This window comes from Bacillus sp. 11B20 (genome assembly GCF_056098985.1).
On record NZ_JBLZWZ010000005.1, the window covers coordinates 142614 to 163570 of the forward strand.

A 20957-nucleotide genomic window follows, 5' to 3' on the forward strand; every position below is an offset into this window, starting at 1 on the left:
AAGGATGAATCACTATGTGGCAGCAAATATATGATCCGTTTGGTAATGAATTCGTCAGTGCATTGGTGGCAATGCTCCCAATCTTGTTTTTCCTACTTGCATTAACCGTTTTTAAGTTAAAAGGTGTTTTAGCCGCTTGTTTTACCTTAATCGTCAGTTTTGTAACAGCTGTTTTCTTCTTCCATATGCCAGTTGAAAAGGCATTATCTGCTGTGCTGCTCGGTATATCTAATGGGCTGTGGCCGATTGGATATATCGTGATCATGGCGGTATGGCTCTATAAAATTGCCGTGAAATCTGGTAAGTTCGATGTCATTCGTTCTAGTATTGCAGGAATCTCTCAAGATCAACGTCTTCAGCTCTTATTAATAGGTTTTAGCTTTAACGCATTTTTAGAAGGTGCTGCTGGGTTTGGTGTACCGATTGCGATCAGTGCCGCTCTCTTAACAGAGCTTGGGTTTAAACCGCTGAAAGCTGCGATGCTCTGCTTAATTGCCAATGCTGCATCTGGTGCATTTGGTGCTGTAGGAATCCCAGTGATTACAGGGGCGCAAATGGGCAATATGACGCCGCTTGCGTTATCTCAAACCCTTGTATATACGATTCCGTTTATTTCATTCTGTATTCCGTTCCTACTCATTCTGATTGTAGATGGATTCAAAGGAATCAAAGAAACTCTGCCAGCCTTGCTTGTTGTGAGTGGAACCTATACCATTTTGCAAGCTGTTACAATGGTGACGATGGGTCCTGAGCTTGCCAATATTATTTCTGCCTTAGCAAGTATGGGAATTTTGGCTTTATTTCTTCGGAAATGGCAGCCAAAACACATTTATCGAGAAGAAGGATCGCCAGATATTGAACAGAAACAAACGTATCGCGGCGTTGAAATACTGAAAGCATGGTCTCCGTTCTATATTTTAACTGCTGTTATTACGATATGGAGCCTGCCAGCATTTAAAGCATTGTTTGCTGTAGGAGGACCGCTTAACTGGACGACCATTTTAGTGAAAATGCCATTTTTACATCAGCAAATTGTGAAATTACCACCAATTGCACAAACGGAAACACCTATTGATGCGATCTTTAAAATTGATGTCATCAGTGCAACGGGTACTGCCATTCTGATTGCGGTGATGCTGACAGGGCTGTTTAGCAGACATATTACATTAACAGAAGGCGCTGCCTGCTTAAAAGCAGCGGTGAAAGAGCTTTGGCTCCCCGTTCTTACCATTTGTTTTGTGATGGGCTTTGCCAACCTGGCGAACTTTGCTGGACTAAGTTCTGCGATTGGACTTGCTCTTGCCAAAACAGGCGATTTGTTCCCGCTTGTCAGCCCGGTGCTGGGCTGGATCGGTGTGTTTATTACGGGGTCTGTCGTGAGTAACAACGCCTTATTCGGTAACCTTCAAGCGGTCACTGCTTCTCAAATCGGCTCACAGGCAGGTTTGTTAATTGGGGCGAACACGACCGGTGGTGTGATGGCGAAATTAATTTCTCCACAATCTATCGCTATCGCTACAGCAGCTGTTGGAGAAACAGGGAAAGAATCTGAGCTCTTCAAAAAGACCGTGAAGTACAGCTTCATTCTGCTCGGCATTGTATGTATATGGACATTCATTCTTGCTCAATTTTTATAGGTTGATAGATTAAAAAAGACTGGGATCTCTCCCAGTCTTTTTTTATGTAGATTCTCTTGTCACGAGCCGGGTAGGCAGCTGGATATGTTCGCGCTGTAATGGTTTTTGGTCTTGCAGAAGCGCGATCATTTGCTGTACTGACCGCTGGCCAAGCTCTACGATCGGTATGTCAATCGTGGTGATCGTTGGAGCTGTCACTTCGCATATGTCTTGGTTGTCATAGCCGATGACCGCTAGATCCTCGGGGATTTGATAGCCATATGAAATGGCCTGTTTAATGAGCCCTGCTGCAACTTGATCATTGCCGGTGAAAATGGCATCAGGCGCATCCGTCATGTGATGGATGACCTCCATTAAGCGAAAGCCGTCTTCAATGGTAAAAGCCTCTCCAAACAGCCAATCATCTTGCAGCGGCAAACCGTGAGCAGAGAGTGCATCAAGATAGCCCTGTTTTCTTTGTTTCTGCGCTTCACTGCTTTCTGTATCGAAGCAAAACCCAATCGATTTTCGCCCCGACCGAATCAAGTAGTCCACCGCTTTATAGGCGGCTTCCCGTTCATCGTATCCAATAATCGGGATGTTTGCTGTTTGATGATATTCATTTGCCATGACAATGGGGCCGTTCGTTAAAAATGGCTCAATTTTCTCCCACGTATTTTCTAACGCCCCCAATATAACCCCATCTACTTCTCTTCTTTTTAATAGTTGAAGTCCTTCAAGCTCTAATGCTTCTTGATAAAACGTCTGAAGCACGATGGCTTTATATCCTTGATCAAGGGCTTCTTTTGAAATGCCTTTAATCAATTGTGCAAAAAAAGGATGGTCCACAGCTGGGACAGACACAGCAATGGTTTTTGTCTGATGTGACCTTAGTGTGCGGGCTGCTGAACTCGGTGTATATTCCATTTCTTTCATCACCTGTAAGATGAGCTGCCGCTTTTCTTCTGACACATATGGGTGATGGTTTAGCACTCTGGAAACGGTGGTGGTTGAAACCCCGCAGCGTTTGGCAATTTCATAAATTGTACACATATTAACAAATCCTTTACACAAAGTTATTGTTCTGAAATCGATAACATCATTTACAATGTGAAACAAGTTAAATATTAACAAAAGGAATTGATTAATTGGAGGGAATGGAATGCAAATATTGACGAAGATATCAGGTAAAAGCAAGGATTATCTTCCTTTGCTGGATATGATCAATCAAGGTGTTCAAGTAAAAGCCGATTCAGTTGAAAAGCATCTAGCAAATGAAAAGCTGGTGACGTTCCTTGAGCAAGATATAGAACGCACAGGTTTGGAAAAAATTCTCTTCCATTATAAACAAAATAAGGAAAAAAAGATACCGTTTCTGCCGGTTGATAAACTGATTTCAGAGGATGAAATCGATGATATTATGCTGGTGTTGAAGGAAGTATTGAGCTCTGGCCGTTTTACTTCAGGGCCATATATTCCGACCTTTGAAAAGGCGATTGCTGAGTACTTAGGGAAAAAATATGTCATAGCCACGTCAAGTGGAACAGATGCCTTGATGATCAGTCTCATATCGGCAGGCGTCCATCCGGGAGACGAGGTGATTTTGCCAGCCAACAGCTTTGCTGCAACAGAAAATGCAGTGCTTGCCATTGGGGCTGTTCCGGTATATGCCGATATCGATCCAGAAACCTACTGCCTCGCAGCGAGTGAAATAGAGAAGCATATCACAGATAAAACGGTATGCATTCTACCGGTTCATTTATATGGAAAGCAAGCGGATATGAAGGCTATTTCGGCGATTGCGAAACAGCATGGTTTGAAAATCATTGAAGATGGCTGTCAAGCGATTGGCAGCAGTGGCCTTGGTGCTTATGGAGATGGACTTGTTCTCAGCTTTAATCCATACAAAAACCTTGGGGTCTGCGGAAAGGCAGGCGCCATCGCTACAAACGATGAGGCCTTAGCGGAAAAATGCATGGAGATCAGCTATCACGGCTTTGAATCTGGAAAGAAAAATGTCAAACGCAGTGACTACGGCTTTAATTCCAAAATTGATAATTTGCAGGCAGCGATCGGACTCGAACGAATGAAGTATTTAGGACTGCAAAACTTTAAACGTTTTTACTTAGCCAAGCGATATATTGACCAGCTGCAAACGCTTGAGGATGAAGGATACATGAAGCTTCCGAAGCTGACGGATGACCATGTATGGCATCTATTCCCGATTAGAGTACTGAAGGGAGACCGAGATGAACTTGCAGCGAAATTGCTGGAAATGGGCATAGAGACGGATGTCTATTACCCGATCCTATCGCATCAGCATCAAACAAATCTTGTTTCTCAAAAGTATAGACAAACAACACTACCGCACACGGAAAAGGCAGCGCAGCAATTACTTCACTTGCCGCTTTACCCAGGAATGCCGCTGCAAGATCAGGAGAAGGTCATCGAGGGGGTTCATCATGTTATCAAGTCTTCCATTCAATAAAAAACTGCTTAATCAGCCGAAGAATCCGCAGTGGATCGTCTTCTGTGATTTTGATGAAACGTATTATTCTCACGAAATGACAGAGGAGCAGAGAGAGGATGTCAAGCGGCTGGAAGCCTTTGTAGCAGAAAAGAGTGAAGCGGGACAGCTTTTGCTGGGCTGGGTGACGGGAAGCAGCCTCGATTCTGTCACGAGCAAAATGGAAAAAGGCGGGTTTCATCAATTCCCGCATTTCATTGCGTCGAACTTAGGGACTGAGATTGTATATACGTCGGATGCTCATTTTGGACAGCCAGATGCAGAGTGGATGAAGCGGCTGGATGCACAGGGCTTTTCAGATGAAAAAATCGAAGACATCCTGGAAACAGTCCGAGAAAAGGGCATTTCCCTTAGACCGCAAACGCAGCTGGGCAGCTCAGGGTATAAAAAGAATTTCTATTATCAAGAGCAGGATGAACGGACGGATCTTCATCATCTATCATTTATCCAAACACTGGCTAAAGAGCGGGGTGTGGCGGTCAACATCAACAAATGCAACCCGCTTGCAGGAGATCCTGCGGATTGCTATGATGTCGATTTTTTACCAGTAGGAACAGGGAAGGATGAAATTGTCCGCTTTATGCTGAACCAATATGATCTATCGAAAGATCAAGGCTTTGCGTTTGGTGATAGTGGGAACGATTTGCGGATGCTTCAATCCGTCACGCACGGTTTCCTTGTCCAAAATGCGACAGGCGAAGCCAAACGGCACCATCACCAAATTTGTCATCATGGGTATGCAAAAGGAATCTATGAAACTCTGAAAACAGTGATGTATAAACATGAGGAGGCACATTCATGAAGAAAATTGGAATTGTTGGAGCAGGGAATATTGCAAAAGCACATGCAAGAGCATTATCAACGATCAAAGGTGCAGAATTATCCGGTGTCTATGATTTGCATGAGTCGGTCGCACAGGGATTCATTAAACAGTACGGCGGACGTGTGTATTCAAGTATCGAGACACTTGCAGATGCATCTGATGGGTTGATCATTGCTTCCCCTAATTTTTGTCATAAGGACCATGCCCTTCAGTCGCTAAGAGCAGGACAGCCGATTTTATGTGAAAAACCGATGGCTGTGTCGCTGAAGGAAGCGAAGGAAATGGTAGAGACAGCCAAACAGTTCCAAGTTCAAGCCAGTATGGGCTTTAACTATCGTTATTTATCCTTTGTGAATATATTGAAGAACTTGATTGCCAACGGAGAATTAGGCCGTATTTTGACCGTCAGAACTCATTTTAAGAAAAACAGTGCCCTCAGAAGAAAGACATTTTCATGGAGAGACAGCGGCGAAAGTCTGCGTACGAGCGGTGCGCTAGGAGATCTTGGCATTCATTTGATTGATATGCTGTGGTACTTATTTGGCAGTGAAATGAAGAAAGAATCACTTAACACCAAGATGCTGACACGTGTAAAGGAAAAAGAAGAGAAAAAGGTACAGGTGGATGATCATACCGAAATTTTCGGGCAGATGGAGAATCAAGTGTTCTTTCATTTGGTGACATCCAAAAGTACGCAGCCTGAGGAATGTGGATTTAGTGTAGAAGTCGTTGGTCATGACAAGGTATTCAAATACCATACGAACATGAAAAACGAATATGAGATCAGTGATGGATTGTGTGTGGAGCGTCATCAAATGCCGCAAACCTTGCTGACAGATCCGCCGAATGAATTTTACGGATGGTCCGATACATTCCGCGATCAGCTGATGCATTGGGTGAATACTGATCCATACCCAACTCATATGAATGTCGCTGATTTTGAAGATGGTTATCGCGCGCAGGCTGCGCTCAATACATGCTTTGAGAGGGAAGAGGCAGTTGTCTCTGCTCAGGCATATTAAAGAGGTGGAGCGGAGGATGTCATGACTCCGCTCCTTTTTAGAGGAAGTGAAAAGATGAAAAAGGTATTTTATTTTGGCTGTGTCTTTTATTTTTTTATTGGGACCATTCATGTGTTCTTTGGCAGCTTAACGCCTTATTTGCTGTCGAGTTATGATAAGGGTCCTGGGGAATTATCATCTTTAATTTTTTTTCAGTTTATTGGTTTTTTGACAGGTGTTCTGCTATCCCCCATTCTAGTGAGAAAAAGAGGCTATGGCGCTGTGCTGACGATGGGTCTTTTGCTGATGATTGGCTCACTTCTGCTGGGGCTGTTGGTGCCGGGCTGGACGACGCTTGTGCTGGCAGGTTTTTTTCTTGGGAGTGGCGCAGGCAGTCTTGAGACAACAGCCGGTGCGTATGTCATTTCAATGGCTAATAGTGCAAAGCGAATCAGTATCATGGAGGTCTTTTTTGGATTAGGTGCACTGTTATTTCCGCTAGTGATTTTGCTGACTGTCACAGATCAGACATGGCAGTATGTGTTTTTATTTCAGGTGGGTGCGCTGACATTTTTCCTCATGCTCTGGCTTGTTTTTATGAACAAACTGCCTCATGGACAGATGGATGCTCCTTCCACAGGAGGGATGAGGAAACCGTCCTTGCTTCTTGATCGAAATAATCGAATGATCGTGGTCATTATGATTTGTTTTGCCTTTTTCTACGCAGGGATTGAAACGAACTTTGCGAACTTTTTGCCGTCGATCATGCTGGAAAAGGGGGGAGAAAATTGGGGCCTCTTTGCGGTCTCTACTTTCTGGACAGCGATCGTCATTGGCAGGACTGTGATTGCGAGAAAAGCTGATCAGCTGCACCCGCTGCGTTTTTTAAAGCTAAGCGCATCACTGATGATTTTGCTGCTTGTGATATTCGCTCTGACAACCCACATTACTGCGCAGCTGATTCTCATCTTTTTCATCGGCCTTTGCGCAGCTGGCATGTTCCCAATCGCACTGACAGCATCAGCGCTAATGATTGAAAATGCCATCGATGAGGCGACGAGTTATTTTATTGCAGCCGCGAGCTTAGGCGGAGCCTGCTTGTCCTTTTTGATTGGATTTAGTCTGGAATGGGCAGGAGCGGCAAGTGCCGTCTTTGTATTTGCTTTCTTAGCTGTTCTTTTGTTTGTAGCTGCGATTCAAATGAATCGTTCTAAGAAAAAAGAAACAGTACACCCGCAGCAGACGGAACTGAAAGGCTAAGCACATGATCAAGCCGCTCCCCAAGGTCCCCCTGAAATGATGTCAAAGGACTTGTACTAAAACGCAGAAAGTTTGAATAACATGTACAAGTCAGCATCAAAAGGAGGACGTCTATGTGGCGGTATTTTTTGGTTATATCTTTTTAGGGTTGTCACTTTCAGCGCCTGTTGGGCCAGTCAATGCAGCCCAAATCGACAGAGGGATTAAAAGTGGATTTTGGCATGCGTGGATTTTTGGTGTGGGGGCTATGGCTGCGGATATTGTCTATATGCTTCTCATCTATTTTGGTGTCGCCCAGCTTTTGACTGCACCTCTTGTAAAAACCTTTTTGTGGCTGTTCGGCTTTTTCGTTCTGACCTATACCGGCATTGAAAGTCTGCGTAAAATCAATTTGCAGGAGAGTCCGAAAAAGGACAGCGGTAACACATCAATTGGCCATTCGTTCATGACCGGATTTTTCATTTCTCTATCTAATCCGCTCAGTATTTTGTTTTGGCTTGGCATCTATGGCAGCATTTTAGCCAATACGATCGAAAAGTATGGAGCTTCCCAAATGCTCATGTATAGTATGGCTATTTTTATCGGCATGCTGATCTGGGATTTCAGCATGGCACTGCTAGCTAGTTCGTTTAGGCGTTATTTAAGTGAACGTGTGTTACATGGCTTATCCGTTCTTGCAGGTCTATCTTTACTTGGTTTTGGCGTCTATTTTGGGTATCAAGGGATTATGGCGTTGATTGGGTAGAAAAACAGACTGACACATTCAGTCTGTTTTTTTGTAAGGATTGACAGACATAACACATTCTTGAATAATGTGGAATAGAAAATGGATTGAAGGAGCTTCTGCTATGCGTATGTTTCTGCCAGTATTTAATTATTTGTGTATGTTGATTTTATCAGTCATCACAGCAACATTCATTTATACGTTTTTATTTATGCCATCTGAAGCGGGCTTCAGTTATGTGGAGATGACCAGTCTGTTCATTTTGCTTGCTTATGTCATTTTTGCTGTACCAATTCAGCTTGTTTTACACCGGCATCCTAAAAGGTTTCGAAGCCGTGACTTATTGATTTATTTTATTGCGGCCTGGGTGGTTTGCTCGGCTTTGGCTTTATGGATTGATTATGGACTTGTTGTGTTCATCAGCTATAAAGTTTATTTGTTTAGCTTCTGCGCAGCCCTTATTTATTGGGTGCTGGATTCCGTCTTTTTGATGAAGAGCCAATCGTAGAAATGACGAAAGGCGCTCTATTAACTTACGCTAGGCTGATCTGCATAATAGAATAAGAGAAACAAATACCTGCTCCATTTGAATGGAAATACCCATCTTGTCATGCGCAAGGAAAGTCGTGGGAGGACAGTCACCACAGCCATTTCCACCTCATAGGCTGTGGAGAAGACGCTAAAACGAGGTGGAAGGAAATGGCCCAGCTGTATGCAAAAAGTTGCCTTGATCAAAATCTACGATCACTAGAAGAATGGAAGCAGGATGCTTTCAAACAATTTGGCGAGATGGTCGGAGATGAAGCAGATACATTCCCTTGTGTACCCGGAAGACAGGGATTTTTTCTCGATCATTTACGCTATGGGTTTGTTGGTGACCCGAGGGAAGAGGAAGCGGTGGATGATTTAGCCCAGCTGCTTAGAGAATATCAAGGCTGTGCGAAAGAAACCGGTCAATATGCTTCATTTATCTGCTTTTTCGAAACACCGCAGGATTTAAAGGAAAGTTCGCTTGAAGAGTTCGAGCAGCATTTTTGGTCGCTGCTTCAACGGCTGCATCATAAAGATGAAGAACCATGGCCTGAGGAGATTCCGCTAGATACTCATCATCATGAGTGGGAGTATTGCTTCCATGGTGAAGCTTATTTTATTTTGTGTTCCACACCTGCTCACAAGCTCAGAAAAAGCCGCCACTTCCCTTATGTCATGATGGCATTTCAGCCTAGATGGGTGTTTGAGAAATTGAATGGATCGACCAAGTTTGGACAAAAAATGAGCCAGCTCGTTCGCAAGCGGCTCAAAGCATATGATGAGGTCAGTGTTCATCCATCATTAAAATGGTACGGGGATCCGACCAATCATGAATGGAAGCAGTACTTTCTCCCAGATGAAGAGGCGGAGAAACCAGCCTCCGCCAAATGTCCATTTACTGCATTAAAAAACATGATGAAATTATGATGCGGTCTGATCCTGTTTCCACTTTTTCCTCATAAATAGCACCATGACGGCAATCACTGCAATGATCCCAAGGCTGATAAAAAAGCCAGGTCGTCCGCTTGCCTCTGTTAATGTGCCTGAAACGGCGGCTCCAATTAAGAGCAGCGCAAGAATCATTTCACACGTTTGGCGAGTGGATGGCTTGGATAGCTTTTTACTTGAGAACAGAATAAAGATCCATGTATACAGCAAAGTAAGACCGGCTGCTGTTGTGAGATGCTCGTAGATGTGTTTGGACAAAAAGAGTGCAAGCAAAATCGAGACAATTAATCCAGCAGCAGTTAAGATAATCGAAGACCATCTGACATGCGATGGATCTTTTTGTTTAAAGCAAGCAGGTGCATCCTGATGCTCTGACATTGTGCCGAGCAGCGTTGTGACTGCATAGAGAGAGGCAACCAATGTCGAAAAACCGGCAATGATAAAAATGCCATTAAAGATATGAAGAAAGATCGATAAATGAAACGGCTCTAATGAAGTAATAAATGGACTGCTGTTCTCATTAAAGGCTGTCACTGGGACAAGCAAGAGAGCAAGTCCGATTGAGACGATATAGATGACTGCTAGAATGATCAGCATGACACGCCCAGCCTTTGCCGCATCCTTCGGGTCCTTTAAATGAACCGCCATCAGCCCCATGACTTCAATCCCCCCAAAAGCATAAAACGCATAAATCAAACCATTCCAAAGACCAAGCGGACCAAGAGGCATCCATTCGTGATCCTTATTAGGCAGATGAAGGGTCGGTTTATGTTCTGTCAAAATGCCGAATAATACAAGCACCGCAAGAATCATAAACAGAAAAATCGCCGCTGTTTTCAGTACCGCAAGAACATTTTCTGTCTTTTGAAAAGAAGAAAGCCCTATAATAATGACGAGCAGAGCAAGAGCGGAATAAATTGCAGAAAACACCCAAAGCGGAACAGAAGGAAACCAGTGACGGGTAAATAGAGAAATGGCGGTTAACTGACTTCCTGTAATCAGCATTTCTGCAAACCAATACACCCAGCCATTACTAAATCCTGCCCAGCGTCCGTATGCTTTACGAGCATAAGAACAAAACGACCCTTTATCAGGATTATCGGCTGTCATCGCAGCCAAATGTTTAAAGACGAGATACGTTCCGACCGCAGCAAGCAAAAAGGAGATGCAGACGGAATAACCGGATTTTGTAATGGCGATGCTGGAGCCAAGGAAGAACCCAGTGCCAATTGTACAGCCGACTCCGATGAGAGAAAGCTGCCACCAAGATAAAGATTGTTCTTCTTTCAATGCAAGTGCAACACCTTTCTATTTCAATGACATTAGCTTGTGACCACGTCTTTTTTTTATACATGATCAAGGGGACATTTTGGGCATACTGTCATGGAAAGGAGTGCATGTGATGAACGGAGAATACGTCATTTTACCGAAGGGTAGACTCGGCTTTCGTTTAGGAAAAGGCCAATGTATGCGAGTGGTCGATGTCGAAGGCCAGCAAGTAGCAGATGTGATGGCCTATCATGAAAAGGATTTTTATGAAAAATTTGACCAAGGTGCCACAATGGATAGCCTATTTTCATCCAAAGTGAAAAAAGGCGATAAGCTCTATTCTAATTTATATAAACCGATGTTTACGATCATTGAAGATACAGTAGAATGCCATGATTTATACATGCCCGCCTGCCGGCAAGAAATGTATCAGCTTTTATACGGCCGGACGCACTTGGAGGTCATGCATACATGCTACGACAATTTGCGGACTGCCTTTGAGCCCTTTGGAATTCCAAAGGAGGATATGTATTATCCTTTTAATGCCTTTATGAATACAGTCATTGATGAAAAAGGAAAGCTGTCTGTCGAGCTGCCAAAATCGCTGCCAGGTGACTACATTCGCCTGAGGGCTGAAATGGATCTCATTGTGGCCGTGTCCGCTTGCCCTGCTGATATTGGGAAGTGTAATGGATCAAGCTGTACATCTATACGGGTAGAAATCGATTAAAAAAGAAAAGGACCAGTCCATAAAGACATGGTCTTTTTCACTTGTGAATGTTTGATATCTAAGAAATAGGGGAACGTCTAACAAAATGTTCTTGATGAAAACATGGTATAATGGAGATTCAAAAAACGTTGTTAAATCAATGAATTGTGTGTAAAACCTGTTCTCTTCATGTAGAGGATGCTTAGGAGGAAAAGTGTATGAGTTTGCAGAAAAAGATCAGCCAAGAGTTGCATGTGCAGCCCTCAATTGACCCAAAGCAGGAGATCGAAAAACGGGTTGGATTTCTAAAGGAATACTTGAAAAAAACCGGGGCAAAAGGATTTGTACTCGGCATTAGCGGCGGGCAGGATTCAACGCTTGCCGGACGTCTTGCACAGCTTGCTGTCAGTGAGCTTCGTCAAGAAGGAAAAGAGGATGCAGTCTTTATTGCGGTACGCCTTCCGCATGGTGTGCAGCAGGATGAAGATGATGCACAGCTTGCTCTATCATTTATTCAGCCAGACAAGTCGTGGAAATATGATATTGCACCTGCCGTATCAGCATTCAGTGATCAATATCAAAAAGAAACAGGCGGCCCATTGTCTGACTTTAATAAAGGGAATGTCAAAGCACGTATGAGAATGATCGCGCAATATGCTGTCGGCGGTGAGGAAGGATTGCTTGTCATCGGTACAGATCATGCAGCTGAAGCAGTAACCGGCTTCTTCACGAAGTATGGTGATGGCGGTGCAGATGTTCTTCCGCTCACAGGCTTGACAAAACGCCAAGGCAGGGCGCTACTCGAAGCGCTAGAAGCACCGGAACGCCTGTTTTTAAAGAAACCAACAGCCGATCTGCTGGACGACAAACCTCAGCAAACGGATGAAACAGAACTCGGCATTACGTACAATGAAATTGATGATTACTTAGAAGGCAAACCAGTGTCAGATCAAGCAGCAGAAGCGATTGAAAAGCGCTATGTTCAATCAGAGCATAAACGCCAAGTACCCGCTTCCATGTTTGATGATTGGTGGAAATAAAAAAGAGACCTCTCCAGAAGATGGAGAGGTTTCAGCGTGTAGGCAAACCCTCGCATTCGGTGTCAGGTCTGCGCGCCGGTACTCACGAATGTCACATTCGCTCCGCGCCGGTACTCGTCCTTCCTAGGGCTGCAAAGGTTTTCTATCACGCTGAAAAGAAGACAAAGGGCTAAAATAAAGATCATTTTAGCCCTTTGTCAATAATCAGAGACCTCTCCAGATGGAGAGGTTTTTTTATGTCGAATTTCAAGTGGGTTTGACAAAATAACCAAAATTTCATTAAATTAGTAGAACGATATACTTAAGTCCATTTCACTAAATATCGGTTTTTTTGATCAAAAAAAGCATGCATAATTAGTTCGATTCACTTAATTTCGTTTCTATTGACAGTATTTTCAGAAAAAATGATTGACGAAGAAAAAGAATGCGCTTACAATGAAACCACATTCCGAAAAGTGAAATTAGATTCCACTGAATGGAATAAGGGGGTGATTCACCTCCAAATAAGAAGCTAAAGGAATGATGGACACAATGAAAAATCGAAGTGCACTGGAAATTTACAAAGAGGGAGGCGCTTGGTGGGAGACTGAGATTAGTCATATTCAAAAAAATTCAATTGAACTTCGAGGATATCCGATTGAAGAACTGATTGGTGAATTGTCGTATCCACAAATGCTCTATTTACTGCTTGTTGGTGAATTATTGGATGATTCAAAAGCAGCTCTTTTTGAAAGTGTTCTTGTCGCAGGTGCGGACCATGGACCAAGGGCGCCATCTATTGCAGCAGCCAGAATGGCGGTGACTTGCGGCATTTCGTTTAATTCCTCTGTTGCAACAGGGGTGAATCTATTAGGTGACATTCATGGCGGAGCCGGAGAGAAGGCCATGCGTATGTTATACGAAGCCAAAGCGATCTACGATGATCAAAAGGATGTACAGTCTGCGGCAAAGCAAGTGTGCCAAACATGGTTAACTCGCAAGGAAAAAATCCCGGGAATCGGACATCAGCTTCATGATGATGATCCGAGGGTGAGACGTCTATATGAGCTGAGTCACACATATGTCCAGCAAGGTGTTATCAGCGGGACATATTTACGATTAGCCGAAGCGATTAGACATGAGCTTGAACAGCTGAAAGGGAAGAAAATCACAATGAATATAGATGGTGTATCTGCTGCCATCCAATGTGAATTAAACATTCCGGCAGAAGCAGCAAAAGGCATTTTTTCCTTATCCAGAGGAATGGGCATCGTGGCGCATGCATATGAGGAGCTGACAAAGGGAGCCCTCGTGAAGGGACCTTGTCCGAATGAAGAAAGATTGGTTCGTTATGCAGGGCATGGAACGCGGTACTTGAAGGAGGGAGAAAAAATTTGAGTGGTTTCAAAGCGTTGTCATATATAAACGGCGAGTGGCTGGATACCGATCGTGTCAAAACTGATATCATCAATCCTTACTCAGGAGAAATAATCGGTACATCCTATCTCGCCTCATCAGAAGACATAGAACAGGCACTTTCTAGTGCGCAGCATGCTAAAAAACAAATAGCGGGAATATCGGCAATCGAACGCTCAAAGCTTCTAACAAAAGCAGCCATCTTACTTGAAGAACAAAAAGACCATTTTGCAAAACTGATTTCGCTGGAACTAGGCAAACCACTTAAAAATACAAGAGATGAAGTTTCGCGATCAATCGAGACGCTGGCGCAGTCGGCGGAAGAAGCGAATCGATTAATAGGTGAGACCATTCCTGGCAATGTATCATCGCGTGGACAGGGAGCAATGGCCATGACATTTAAAGTACCAGTCGGAGTTGTGCTGGCGATTACTCCTTTTAATGCACCGCTCAACTTAATTTGTCACAAAGTCGGTCCAGCCTTTGCGGGAGGGAATGTCATTATTTTGAAGCCCGCACCGCAAACATCAGCTGTTGCCACAGCGTTTGTCAAACTTCTTCTCGAAGCAGGGTTTCCTGAGGCTGGTTTGCAGCTTGTGATTGGCGGGGTCGAGGCTGGGAAACAGTTAGTCACTGATGAAAGAACGAATCTCATCTCTTTTACCGGCGGGGCTGCCGGAGGCGAACATATTACAACCTCTGCGGGATTAAAAAAGGTACTGCTCGAACTTGGAGGGAATGGCGCGACGATTGTTCATCACGATGCAGATATTGAACAAGCCGCATCCCTTTGTGCAAAAACAGGCTTTAGTAATTCCGGTCAAAGCTGTATTTCTGTTCAAAGAATTTATGTCCACCAGGAAATCATGCCGACGTTTACTGAGGTATTAAAACAAAAAGTAGAGCAGCTTGTCGTTGGAGATCCGCTGTCTAGTGAGAGTGATATCGGCTGTATGGTTGATGTCCAGGCCGCGCAGCGTGTTGAGGCCTGGATACAAGAGGCAGTGAGCATGGGTGCTGAGCTTTTATATGGGGGAAAAAGAAAAGGAGCGAGCATCACGCCAGCTATTTTGTTAAACCCTCCGAAACAGGCCAAGGTTGTCTGTGAGGAAGTGTTCGGCCCAGTTGTCAGCGTTCTCCCTTATGAGGAGCTGGAGGAGGCAATCAAAGAAGCAAATGATAGTCGATATGGGTTGCAGGCAGGGATCTTTACGAATCAGCTGGATGTGGCATTACACGCAGCAAAAGAGCTTGAAACTGGCGGTGTTGTCATCAATGGGACATCGAATTTTAGACTGGATCATTGGCCTTATGGCGGGATTAAGCGAAGTGGTCTTGGAAGAGAGGGTCCGCGTTTCGCCATCGAGGAGATGACCGAAACCAAAATGGTCGTGCTCCCAAATGGTCTATGAAAGGGGCGTAGGGATGTGAATGCATTTCAGCAAAAAGTAAAAAGTGTGCAGACAGGCGGTCCGCCAATGATTTGTACGCCGCTCATCGGACAAACAAAGGAAGAATTGTTTCATGAGGTCGAGGTGTTAACAGAGAAGAAGCCTGATGTGATCGAGTGGCGGGCAGATTTTTTTCATCACCTTCATGACAAGGAACAAGTGATAGAAACCCTTAAGGGAATGGTAGAAAAGGCAAAAGGCATCCCATTTTTATTCACCATTCGCTCTGAAAAGGAAGGCGGTGAAAGTATATCACTCTCCGAAACTGAGAAAGTTTCTTTGCTTGCCGAGCTTTGTTCCACACAGCTTGTGGATGCCGTTGATTATGAATTGATGCAGGATGTGGCACATATACAGCAAGTCAGTCAGGCAGCTAAAAGAAATGGCGTCACCTTGATTGTGTCGTATCACGATTTCTATCGCACCCCTGAGATAGATCGTCTCGTGCAGCTACTCGTCAATGCAGAATCAGTCGGCGCCGACATCGCAAAGATCGCAGTGATGCCGCATTCCTATGACGATGCATTAACACTGCTCTCAGCGACCAGCTATGCGAAAAAGCAGCTGTCAATTCCCGTGATTTCGATGGCAATGGGGGAATACGGGGCTTTTACAAGAATGGTTGGCGGACTTTTTGGATCTGTCATGACCTTTGCTGTAGGGAAAGAAAGCTCAGCTCCCGGGCAAGTCGCGATACAGGATTTGAGCAATGTTCTATCTATTGTGTTTTCAAAGAATAAGTGAGTAGCAGATTCATAGCTGCAACGTGAGAGGAGAGAAACATGAAGAAGAATATTTCTACACAGGTTATTCAGTACTTAGAAAATCGGGGAGTCGAGCATATTTTCGGTCTCTGTGGTCATACGAATATTGCTTTTTTATCAGCGCTTGAAAAAAGCTCGATTCAATTTGTAAATGTCAGGCATGAACAGATAGCAGCACATGCAGCAGATGGTTATGCGCGAGCAAAGAAACAGACGGCTGTTGTTCTCAGTCACCTAGGTCCTGGACTCACCAATGCGGCAACAGGTGTGGCGAATGCAGCACTTGATTCCATTCCGATGGTTGTCATTGCAGGAGATGTTCCAAGTCATTACTACGGAAAGCACCCACACCAAGAGATCAATCTTCATTCCGATGCCTCTCAATACGAAATTTACCGGCCGTTTGTGAAAAGAGCATGGCGAGTCGATATTCCAGAATTATTTCCAGAGATTTTATCAAAAGCATTTCAGTTAGCTGAAAGCGGCCGACCTGGCCCGGTGCTTATTTCTGTTCCGATGGACGTGTTCTCAAAAGACCTAGATGTGTCCCTGTTTGAACAAATGAACCATCATACACACACCATTGAAAAACCTTCTATTGATGATCAAACGGCCAATCGGATATTAGACCGATTGCTGCAGGCAGAAAGGCCGCTCTTATATGTAGGGGGAGGCATTTTGTTAGCTGATGCAGCTGAAGAATTAAAGGCATTTTCTGACCATCTAAGTATCCCTGTTGCTCATTCTTTGATGGGGAAAGGAGCCATGCCGGATGATCACCCAATGACCCTTGGAATGACGGGGTTTTGGGGGACAAAATTTATTAATGATCAGTGTAAAGAGGCGGACTATATATTGGCTTTAGGGACCCGTTTTGCTGAAGCTGATGCGAGCTCGTGGGAATCGGAGTATACGTTCAATTTCCAATCAACCAAGCTCATTCATATTGACATTGATCCGAATGAAATTGGCCGGAACTACCCTGTTGAAATTGGAGCGGTAGCCGATCTCAAGCAGGCACTGACCGTACTCAATCGCGTGGCGAAAGAAAGGCTGCCAGAAGGTATCGATCGCCTTGAACTGAAAAAGGACATTGCGGCATATCGTGAGGAATTTCAAAAGAGCAATTTGACGAATATTCAAGACGAGTCTTTCCCAATGAAACCGCAGCGTATTTTGCAGGAAGTGCGGGAAGTATTACCGTCAGATGCTTTCATTACAACCGATGTTGGCTGGAATAAAAATGGGGTAGGACAGCAATTTCCTGTATTGACTCCAGGCACTATTTTAACCCCAGGCGGTTTTGCAACAATGGGATTTGGAGCCCCTGCTGCACTTGGAGCAAAGATTGCCCAGCCTGACCGTGTCGTTGTGTCACTAGTTGGAGACGGTGGATTCGGTCAAAATCCATCCGTTCTCGCAACAGCCGTTGAAGAAAACATTCCTGTTGTGTGGATTGTGATGAATAACAGTGCGTTTGGCACAATAGCCGGCTTGCAAATGGCGCACTATGAAACGACGTACGGCACTGTTTTTAGAAAAGGTGGAGAAAGCTATTCTCCGGATTTTGCTGCCATTGCGAGAGGTTATGGAATGAAGGGGATTAAAATCACTTCTGCGTCTGAATTCAAAGAAGCCTTGGCTGAAGCCATTGCCTCTCAAGAGCCTTGCGTCATTGATGTAGCGATGAAAAATGATCCTGTTCCTACGGATGGACATTGGAATATTAATGACATTTATTCACCAAATACAAAACGCTCACATGTCAGTGTGAACTAAACATTACTAGGGAGGAATCAACAATGAAAATTAAAGTATTGAATCCGTTTCAAGATGGGAACCCATTATGGTTAGGCTTAGATCGTCCAGAGGAGCAAATGATTCGAAAGGTATTTCAAACGATTACACCAGATACCGTTGGATCAGAACATATGATGGCGGGTCTCACCATTTTTGAACCAGGGGAAGCAAGTTCAGTGCACAATCACCCGGGTTCAGAGGAATTTGATTTTGTGATTAAAGGGTCCGGCGAAGTCATTTGTGATGGAGAAAGGCAGCCCTTTAAACAAAATGATTTTATGTTCATTCCTGACGGTGTCCCGCACCAGCATGTGAATACAGGCGATGAACCTTTATGGCTCATTTGGCTCTACACGCCGCAAGGGCAGCTTCCGAAGGATTAAAAACCTGCACCGGTGAGCCCTGCTTTTGAATCATCAGGGCCTTACGGGTCAATCAGAAAGATGAAAAGGGCTAAATTAGAAATGATTTTAGCCCTTCATCACTTGAATGAAAGGGAGTCAAGCAATGAATATGAATACACCGCTCGAAGGAATAAAAATATTAGACGTCTCTACAATGATCGCTGCACCCTATGGCGCGGTGCTTCTAGGGGATTTTGGAGCAGAAGTCATCAAAGTCGAGATTCCTGGTAAAGGCGATACGCTGCGGCATGTCGGCCCTTTTGCAGATGGGGAACCACTTAGATGGTCAGGTCTCTCACGGAATAAGAAATCCCTTACACTGGATCTGCACAAAGACGAAGCAAAAGACATTTTTAAAAAGCTTGCAGCTCAGGTCGATGTACTGATCGAAAATTTCCGTCCTGGAACACTCGAAAAATGGGGCGTTGGGTACGATGTGTTAAAAGAAATCAACCCTCGTTTAATTATGATTCGTGTATCGGGTTATGGTCAAACGGGCCCGTTTAAGGACAAGGCCGGATTTGGAACGCCAGCGACGGCGTTTAGTGGCTTTACATATATTCAAGGGTTTCCAGACCGGCATCCAGTCAGCCCTTCATTTTCTCTAACTGATTATATTGCTGGCATCTATGTGGCATTTGCTACTGTGACAGCGATGTATTACAGGGATACACATCCAGAAGGAACGGGGCAAATGGTGGATTTGGCCCTCTATGAATCTGTGTTTCGTATGTTAGAGTTTTTGGTTGCAGAATATGACAAGCTTGGGAAGGTGCGTGAGCGTTCACCGGGGCTAAGCGGTCATTCAAGCCCTGCTGGTACCTATGAGACAAAGGATGGGCATTATTTGGTTCTTGTGACAAGTACAGATTCGACCTTCAATCGATTGGCTGAGGCGATGAATCGATTAGATTTATTAGAGAATGAAAAATTCGCGGTTAATGCATCCAGGCTGAAGCATAACAAAGAAATGGATGCAATTGTTTCGCAATGGATCGCGTCGAAAACAAGGGATGACGTATTAGAAATTCTAGATACTCACGGTGTCCCTGTGAGCCCGATCCTAAGTATTCGGGATATTTTTGAACATCCACAATTTAAAGCAAGAGAGAATATCGTCGAAGTGCATCACCCTCGACTTGGAAAAGTGAAGGTGCCTGGGATCATTCCGAAGTTTGAAAAAACACCTGGAAGTATCCGTCACATTGCACCTGATTTAGGCGAACATAATTATGAGATTTTAACAAATATGCTTGGCCTAACAAAAGAAGAGTGTAAGCAGTTAGAAGAAAAAGGGGTTATTTAAGACGTTCAACCGAACCGCACGCTGCGGAAACAAAGGAGGATGGTTATGAAAGTGCATTCAGAATTGAAGGGGAATGAATTGCAGCCCGCATATGTGAAACCAACGAAAGCCCGTTTTGGCATATTGATTCTGTTGTTTTTTATTACCGCTATTAATTATATTGATCGAGCCAGTGTGTCCATTGTTGCGCCTGCTATTCAATCTTCATTGCAATTAAATCCTGCTTTATTAGGTCTGATTTTTTCGGCATTTAGCTGGACATATACAGCGATGCAAATTCCAGGCGGTTTTATTCTCGATAAATTTGGCTCAAAGGTAACGTATGGGATATCACTCGTTACTTGGTCTATTTTTACAGGCTTACAAGCGTTTGCGAATAGCTTTGCCTTTTTATTCGGCTGCCGTTTGTTTATTGGAATTACAGAATCTCCCGCATTTCCTGCAAATAATCGTATTGTCACTACATGGTTTCCAAGGCGGGAACGGGCTTTTGCAACAGGAGTATACACAGCTGGAGAGTATGTGGGTCTTGCATTTGCGACACCTCTTCTTTTTTGGATCATGACGACTTTCGATTGGAGAACCGTCTTTATTACGGCAGGTGCGCTCGGTATCATATTTGCTTTCTTTTGGTACAAGTATTATCACGAACCGAAAGAGCATCCGAAGATAAATGAAGATGAGTTAGAATTAATCCGGCAAGGCGAAGGGCTGACCGTCGCATCACAGGAGAAGCTGAAATGGGCAGACTTTGCCGCCCTCCTAAAATATCGTAAATTGATCGGGCTCTATATTGGCCAATTCTCTGTTGCGTCTACACTTTTTTTCTTTTTAACATGGTTTCCGACCTATTTAGCAGAGGCGAAAAACATGGCGTTTCTCAAGGTAGGTTTTGCTGCTTCTCTTCCTTATATTGCTGCATTTTTTGGGGTCTTGTTTGGAGGTTATGTGTCTGATTGGCTGCTTAGAAAGGGCGTATCAGTGAATGTAGCGAGAAAGCTGCCGGTAGTGGTTGGCTTGCTGATGACGAGTACCATTGTTTTAGCAAACTTTACAACGAATATCCCGCTTGTGCTGACCATTTTATCCATCGCTTCATTTGCGCAAGGACTGTCTAATATCTCTTGGACGATGCTGTCCGAGGTGGCACCGAGGGAAATGGTTGGGCTTGCTGGCGGCGTATTTAACTTTTTTGCTAATTTAGCTGGGATCATCACTCCGCTGATTATCGGATTCATCGTGTCGGCGACAGGCTCTTACAACGGGGGAATTTTATTCGTCAGTTTAGTCGCATTAGGCGGGGCATTGTCGTACATTTTCATCGTAGGTAAAATTGAACGTATTCAATTGAAACCGTAGTGGGAAAGCAAAAGAGAACTCATATCAAGA

The 20957-nt window shown here is 44.1% G+C and carries 19 protein-coding genes; 17 read left to right on the forward strand and 2 right to left on the reverse strand.

Annotated features, from left to right (window positions below; translation table 11 throughout):
- Positions 1 to 14: 14 nt before the first annotated feature.
- Positions 15 to 1637 carry an L-lactate permease gene (locus ACN6NB_RS01560; protein WP_474253197.1) on the forward strand — a complete coding sequence of 541 codons (1623 nt, stop codon included), beginning with the start codon at positions 15 to 17 and terminating at the stop codon, positions 1635 to 1637.
- Between the two features lie 42 nt (positions 1638 to 1679).
- Here ACN6NB_RS01560 and ACN6NB_RS01565 read toward each other — a convergent pair whose 3' ends face one another.
- Positions 1680 to 2669: a LacI family DNA-binding transcriptional regulator gene (locus ACN6NB_RS01565; RefSeq protein ID WP_330545851.1), complete on the reverse strand. Its 990-nt coding sequence runs from the start codon at positions 2667 to 2669 to the stop codon at positions 1680 to 1682.
- A 109-nt stretch (positions 2670 to 2778) separates the two neighbouring features.
- Here ACN6NB_RS01565 and ACN6NB_RS01570 point away from each other — a divergent pair, with 109 nt between their 5' ends.
- From ACN6NB_RS01570 to ACN6NB_RS01600, 7 genes are all read left to right on the forward strand, one after another.
- Positions 2779 to 4104, forward strand: coding sequence for a DegT/DnrJ/EryC1/StrS family aminotransferase (locus ACN6NB_RS01570; RefSeq protein WP_394722373.1), 1326 nt, complete (start codon positions 2779 to 2781; stop codon positions 4102 to 4104).
- Complete coding sequence (locus tag ACN6NB_RS01575; RefSeq protein WP_144491702.1) at positions 4079 to 4945, forward strand: HAD-IIB family hydrolase; 867 nt, start codon at positions 4079 to 4081, stop codon at positions 4943 to 4945. Before ACN6NB_RS01570 ends, ACN6NB_RS01575 begins: the two co-directional genes overlap by 26 nt.
- Positions 4942 to 5988, forward strand: coding sequence for a Gfo/Idh/MocA family protein (locus tag ACN6NB_RS01580; protein WP_144491703.1), 1047 nt, complete (start codon positions 4942 to 4944; stop codon positions 5986 to 5988). Before ACN6NB_RS01575 ends, ACN6NB_RS01580 begins: the two co-directional genes overlap by 4 nt.
- A 54-nt stretch (positions 5989 to 6042) precedes the next feature.
- A complete protein-coding gene (locus tag ACN6NB_RS01585; protein WP_247544622.1) occupies positions 6043 to 7227 on the forward strand; it encodes an MFS transporter in 1185 nt (394 codons plus the stop codon).
- Positions 7228 to 7342: 115 nt separating this feature from the next.
- A complete protein-coding gene (locus ACN6NB_RS01590; protein WP_099662870.1) occupies positions 7343 to 7972 on the forward strand; it encodes a LysE family translocator in 630 nt (209 codons plus the stop codon).
- 103 nt (positions 7973 to 8075) lie between these two features.
- Positions 8076 to 8459, forward strand: a complete 384-nt coding sequence (locus ACN6NB_RS01595) for a UPF0715 family protein (RefSeq protein WP_039176326.1) — start codon at positions 8076 to 8078, stop codon at positions 8457 to 8459.
- 191 nt (positions 8460 to 8650) lie between these two features.
- Positions 8651 to 9409, forward strand: a complete 759-nt coding sequence (locus ACN6NB_RS01600; RefSeq protein ID WP_474253198.1) for a YqcI/YcgG family protein — start codon at positions 8651 to 8653, stop codon at positions 9407 to 9409.
- Here ACN6NB_RS01600 and ACN6NB_RS01605 read toward each other — a convergent pair.
- Positions 9404 to 10720 (reverse strand): amino acid permease, encoded by a 1317-nt coding sequence (locus ACN6NB_RS01605; protein ID WP_039176332.1) that lies wholly within the window; start codon positions 10718 to 10720, stop codon positions 9404 to 9406. The two genes, ACN6NB_RS01600 and ACN6NB_RS01605, sit on opposite strands and share 6 nt — an antisense overlap.
- Before the next feature lie 112 nt (positions 10721 to 10832).
- On the opposite strand from ACN6NB_RS01605, the gene ACN6NB_RS01610 reads away from it, so the two are divergent.
- From ACN6NB_RS01610 to ACN6NB_RS01650, 9 genes are all read left to right on the forward strand, one after another.
- A complete protein-coding gene (locus ACN6NB_RS01610) occupies positions 10833 to 11429 on the forward strand; it encodes a DUF1989 domain-containing protein (RefSeq protein ID WP_047202087.1) in 597 nt (198 codons plus the stop codon).
- A gap of 197 nt (positions 11430 to 11626) precedes the next feature.
- Positions 11627 to 12448: an ammonia-dependent NAD(+) synthetase gene (nadE, locus tag ACN6NB_RS01615; RefSeq protein WP_474253199.1), complete on the forward strand. Its 822-nt coding sequence runs from the start codon at positions 11627 to 11629 to the stop codon at positions 12446 to 12448.
- A gap of 519 nt (positions 12449 to 12967) precedes the next feature.
- Positions 12968 to 13825 carry a citryl-CoA lyase gene (locus tag ACN6NB_RS01620; protein ID WP_474253200.1) on the forward strand — a complete coding sequence of 286 codons (858 nt, stop codon included), beginning with the start codon at positions 12968 to 12970 and terminating at the stop codon, positions 13823 to 13825.
- Entirely contained in the window at positions 13822 to 15255 is a 1434-nt protein-coding gene (locus ACN6NB_RS01625; protein ID WP_474253201.1) for an aldehyde dehydrogenase family protein, read from the forward strand. Before ACN6NB_RS01620 ends, ACN6NB_RS01625 begins: the two co-directional genes overlap by 4 nt.
- Before the next feature lie 66 nt (positions 15256 to 15321).
- On the forward strand, positions 15322 to 16038 hold the full coding sequence (aroD, locus tag ACN6NB_RS01630) for a type I 3-dehydroquinate dehydratase (RefSeq protein WP_216431146.1): 717 nt from the start codon (positions 15322 to 15324) through the stop codon (positions 16036 to 16038).
- A 38-nt stretch (positions 16039 to 16076) separates the two neighbouring features.
- Entirely contained in the window at positions 16077 to 17837 is a 1761-nt protein-coding gene (locus ACN6NB_RS01635; RefSeq protein ID WP_366204392.1) for a thiamine pyrophosphate-binding protein, read from the forward strand.
- Positions 17838 to 17860: 23 nt separating this feature from the next.
- Positions 17861 to 18241, forward strand: coding sequence for a cupin domain-containing protein (locus ACN6NB_RS01640; protein ID WP_039176346.1), 381 nt, complete (start codon positions 17861 to 17863; stop codon positions 18239 to 18241).
- Positions 18242 to 18365: 124 nt separating this feature from the next.
- Positions 18366 to 19568, forward strand: a complete 1203-nt coding sequence (locus tag ACN6NB_RS01645; protein WP_099662874.1) for a CaiB/BaiF CoA transferase family protein — start codon at positions 18366 to 18368, stop codon at positions 19566 to 19568.
- A 45-nt stretch (positions 19569 to 19613) separates the two neighbouring features.
- A complete protein-coding gene (locus ACN6NB_RS01650; protein ID WP_247544620.1) occupies positions 19614 to 20927 on the forward strand; it encodes an MFS transporter in 1314 nt (437 codons plus the stop codon).
- The last annotated feature ends 30 nt before the right edge of the window (positions 20928 to 20957 follow it).

Bases quoted from the DNA above. Each gene is read 5' to 3' on its own strand.
- ACN6NB_RS01560 (WP_474253197.1), top strand. From the start codon at position 15: ATGTGGCAGCAAATATATGATCCGTTTGGTAATGAATTCGTCAGTGCA.
- ACN6NB_RS01565 (WP_330545851.1), bottom strand. From the start codon at position 2,669: ATGTGTACAATTTATGAAATTGCCAAACGCTGCGGGGTTTCAACCACC.
- ACN6NB_RS01570 (WP_394722373.1), top strand. From the start codon at position 2,779: ATGCAAATATTGACGAAGATATCAGGTAAAAGCAAGGATTATCTTCCT.
- ACN6NB_RS01575 (WP_144491702.1), top strand. From the start codon at position 4,079: ATGTTATCAAGTCTTCCATTCAATAAAAAACTGCTTAATCAGCCGAAG.
- ACN6NB_RS01580 (WP_144491703.1), top strand. From the start codon at position 4,942: ATGAAGAAAATTGGAATTGTTGGAGCAGGGAATATTGCAAAAGCACAT.
- ACN6NB_RS01585 (WP_247544622.1), top strand. From the start codon at position 6,043: ATGAAAAAGGTATTTTATTTTGGCTGTGTCTTTTATTTTTTTATTGGG.
- ACN6NB_RS01595 (WP_039176326.1), top strand. From the start codon at position 8,076: ATGCGTATGTTTCTGCCAGTATTTAATTATTTGTGTATGTTGATTTTA.
- ACN6NB_RS01600 (WP_474253198.1), top strand. From the start codon at position 8,651: ATGGCCCAGCTGTATGCAAAAAGTTGCCTTGATCAAAATCTACGATCA.
- ACN6NB_RS01610 (WP_047202087.1), top strand. From the start codon at position 10,833: ATGAACGGAGAATACGTCATTTTACCGAAGGGTAGACTCGGCTTTCGT.
- nadE (WP_474253199.1), top strand. From the start codon at position 11,627: ATGAGTTTGCAGAAAAAGATCAGCCAAGAGTTGCATGTGCAGCCCTCA.
- ACN6NB_RS01620 (WP_474253200.1), top strand. From the start codon at position 12,968: ATGATGGACACAATGAAAAATCGAAGTGCACTGGAAATTTACAAAGAG.
- aroD (WP_216431146.1), top strand. From the start codon at position 15,322: ATGATTTGTACGCCGCTCATCGGACAAACAAAGGAAGAATTGTTTCAT.
- ACN6NB_RS01635 (WP_366204392.1), top strand. From the start codon at position 16,077: ATGAAGAAGAATATTTCTACACAGGTTATTCAGTACTTAGAAAATCGG.
- ACN6NB_RS01640 (WP_039176346.1), top strand. From the start codon at position 17,861: ATGAAAATTAAAGTATTGAATCCGTTTCAAGATGGGAACCCATTATGG.
- ACN6NB_RS01645 (WP_099662874.1), top strand. From the start codon at position 18,366: ATGAATATGAATACACCGCTCGAAGGAATAAAAATATTAGACGTCTCT.
- ACN6NB_RS01650 (WP_247544620.1), top strand. From the start codon at position 19,614: ATGAAAGTGCATTCAGAATTGAAGGGGAATGAATTGCAGCCCGCATAT.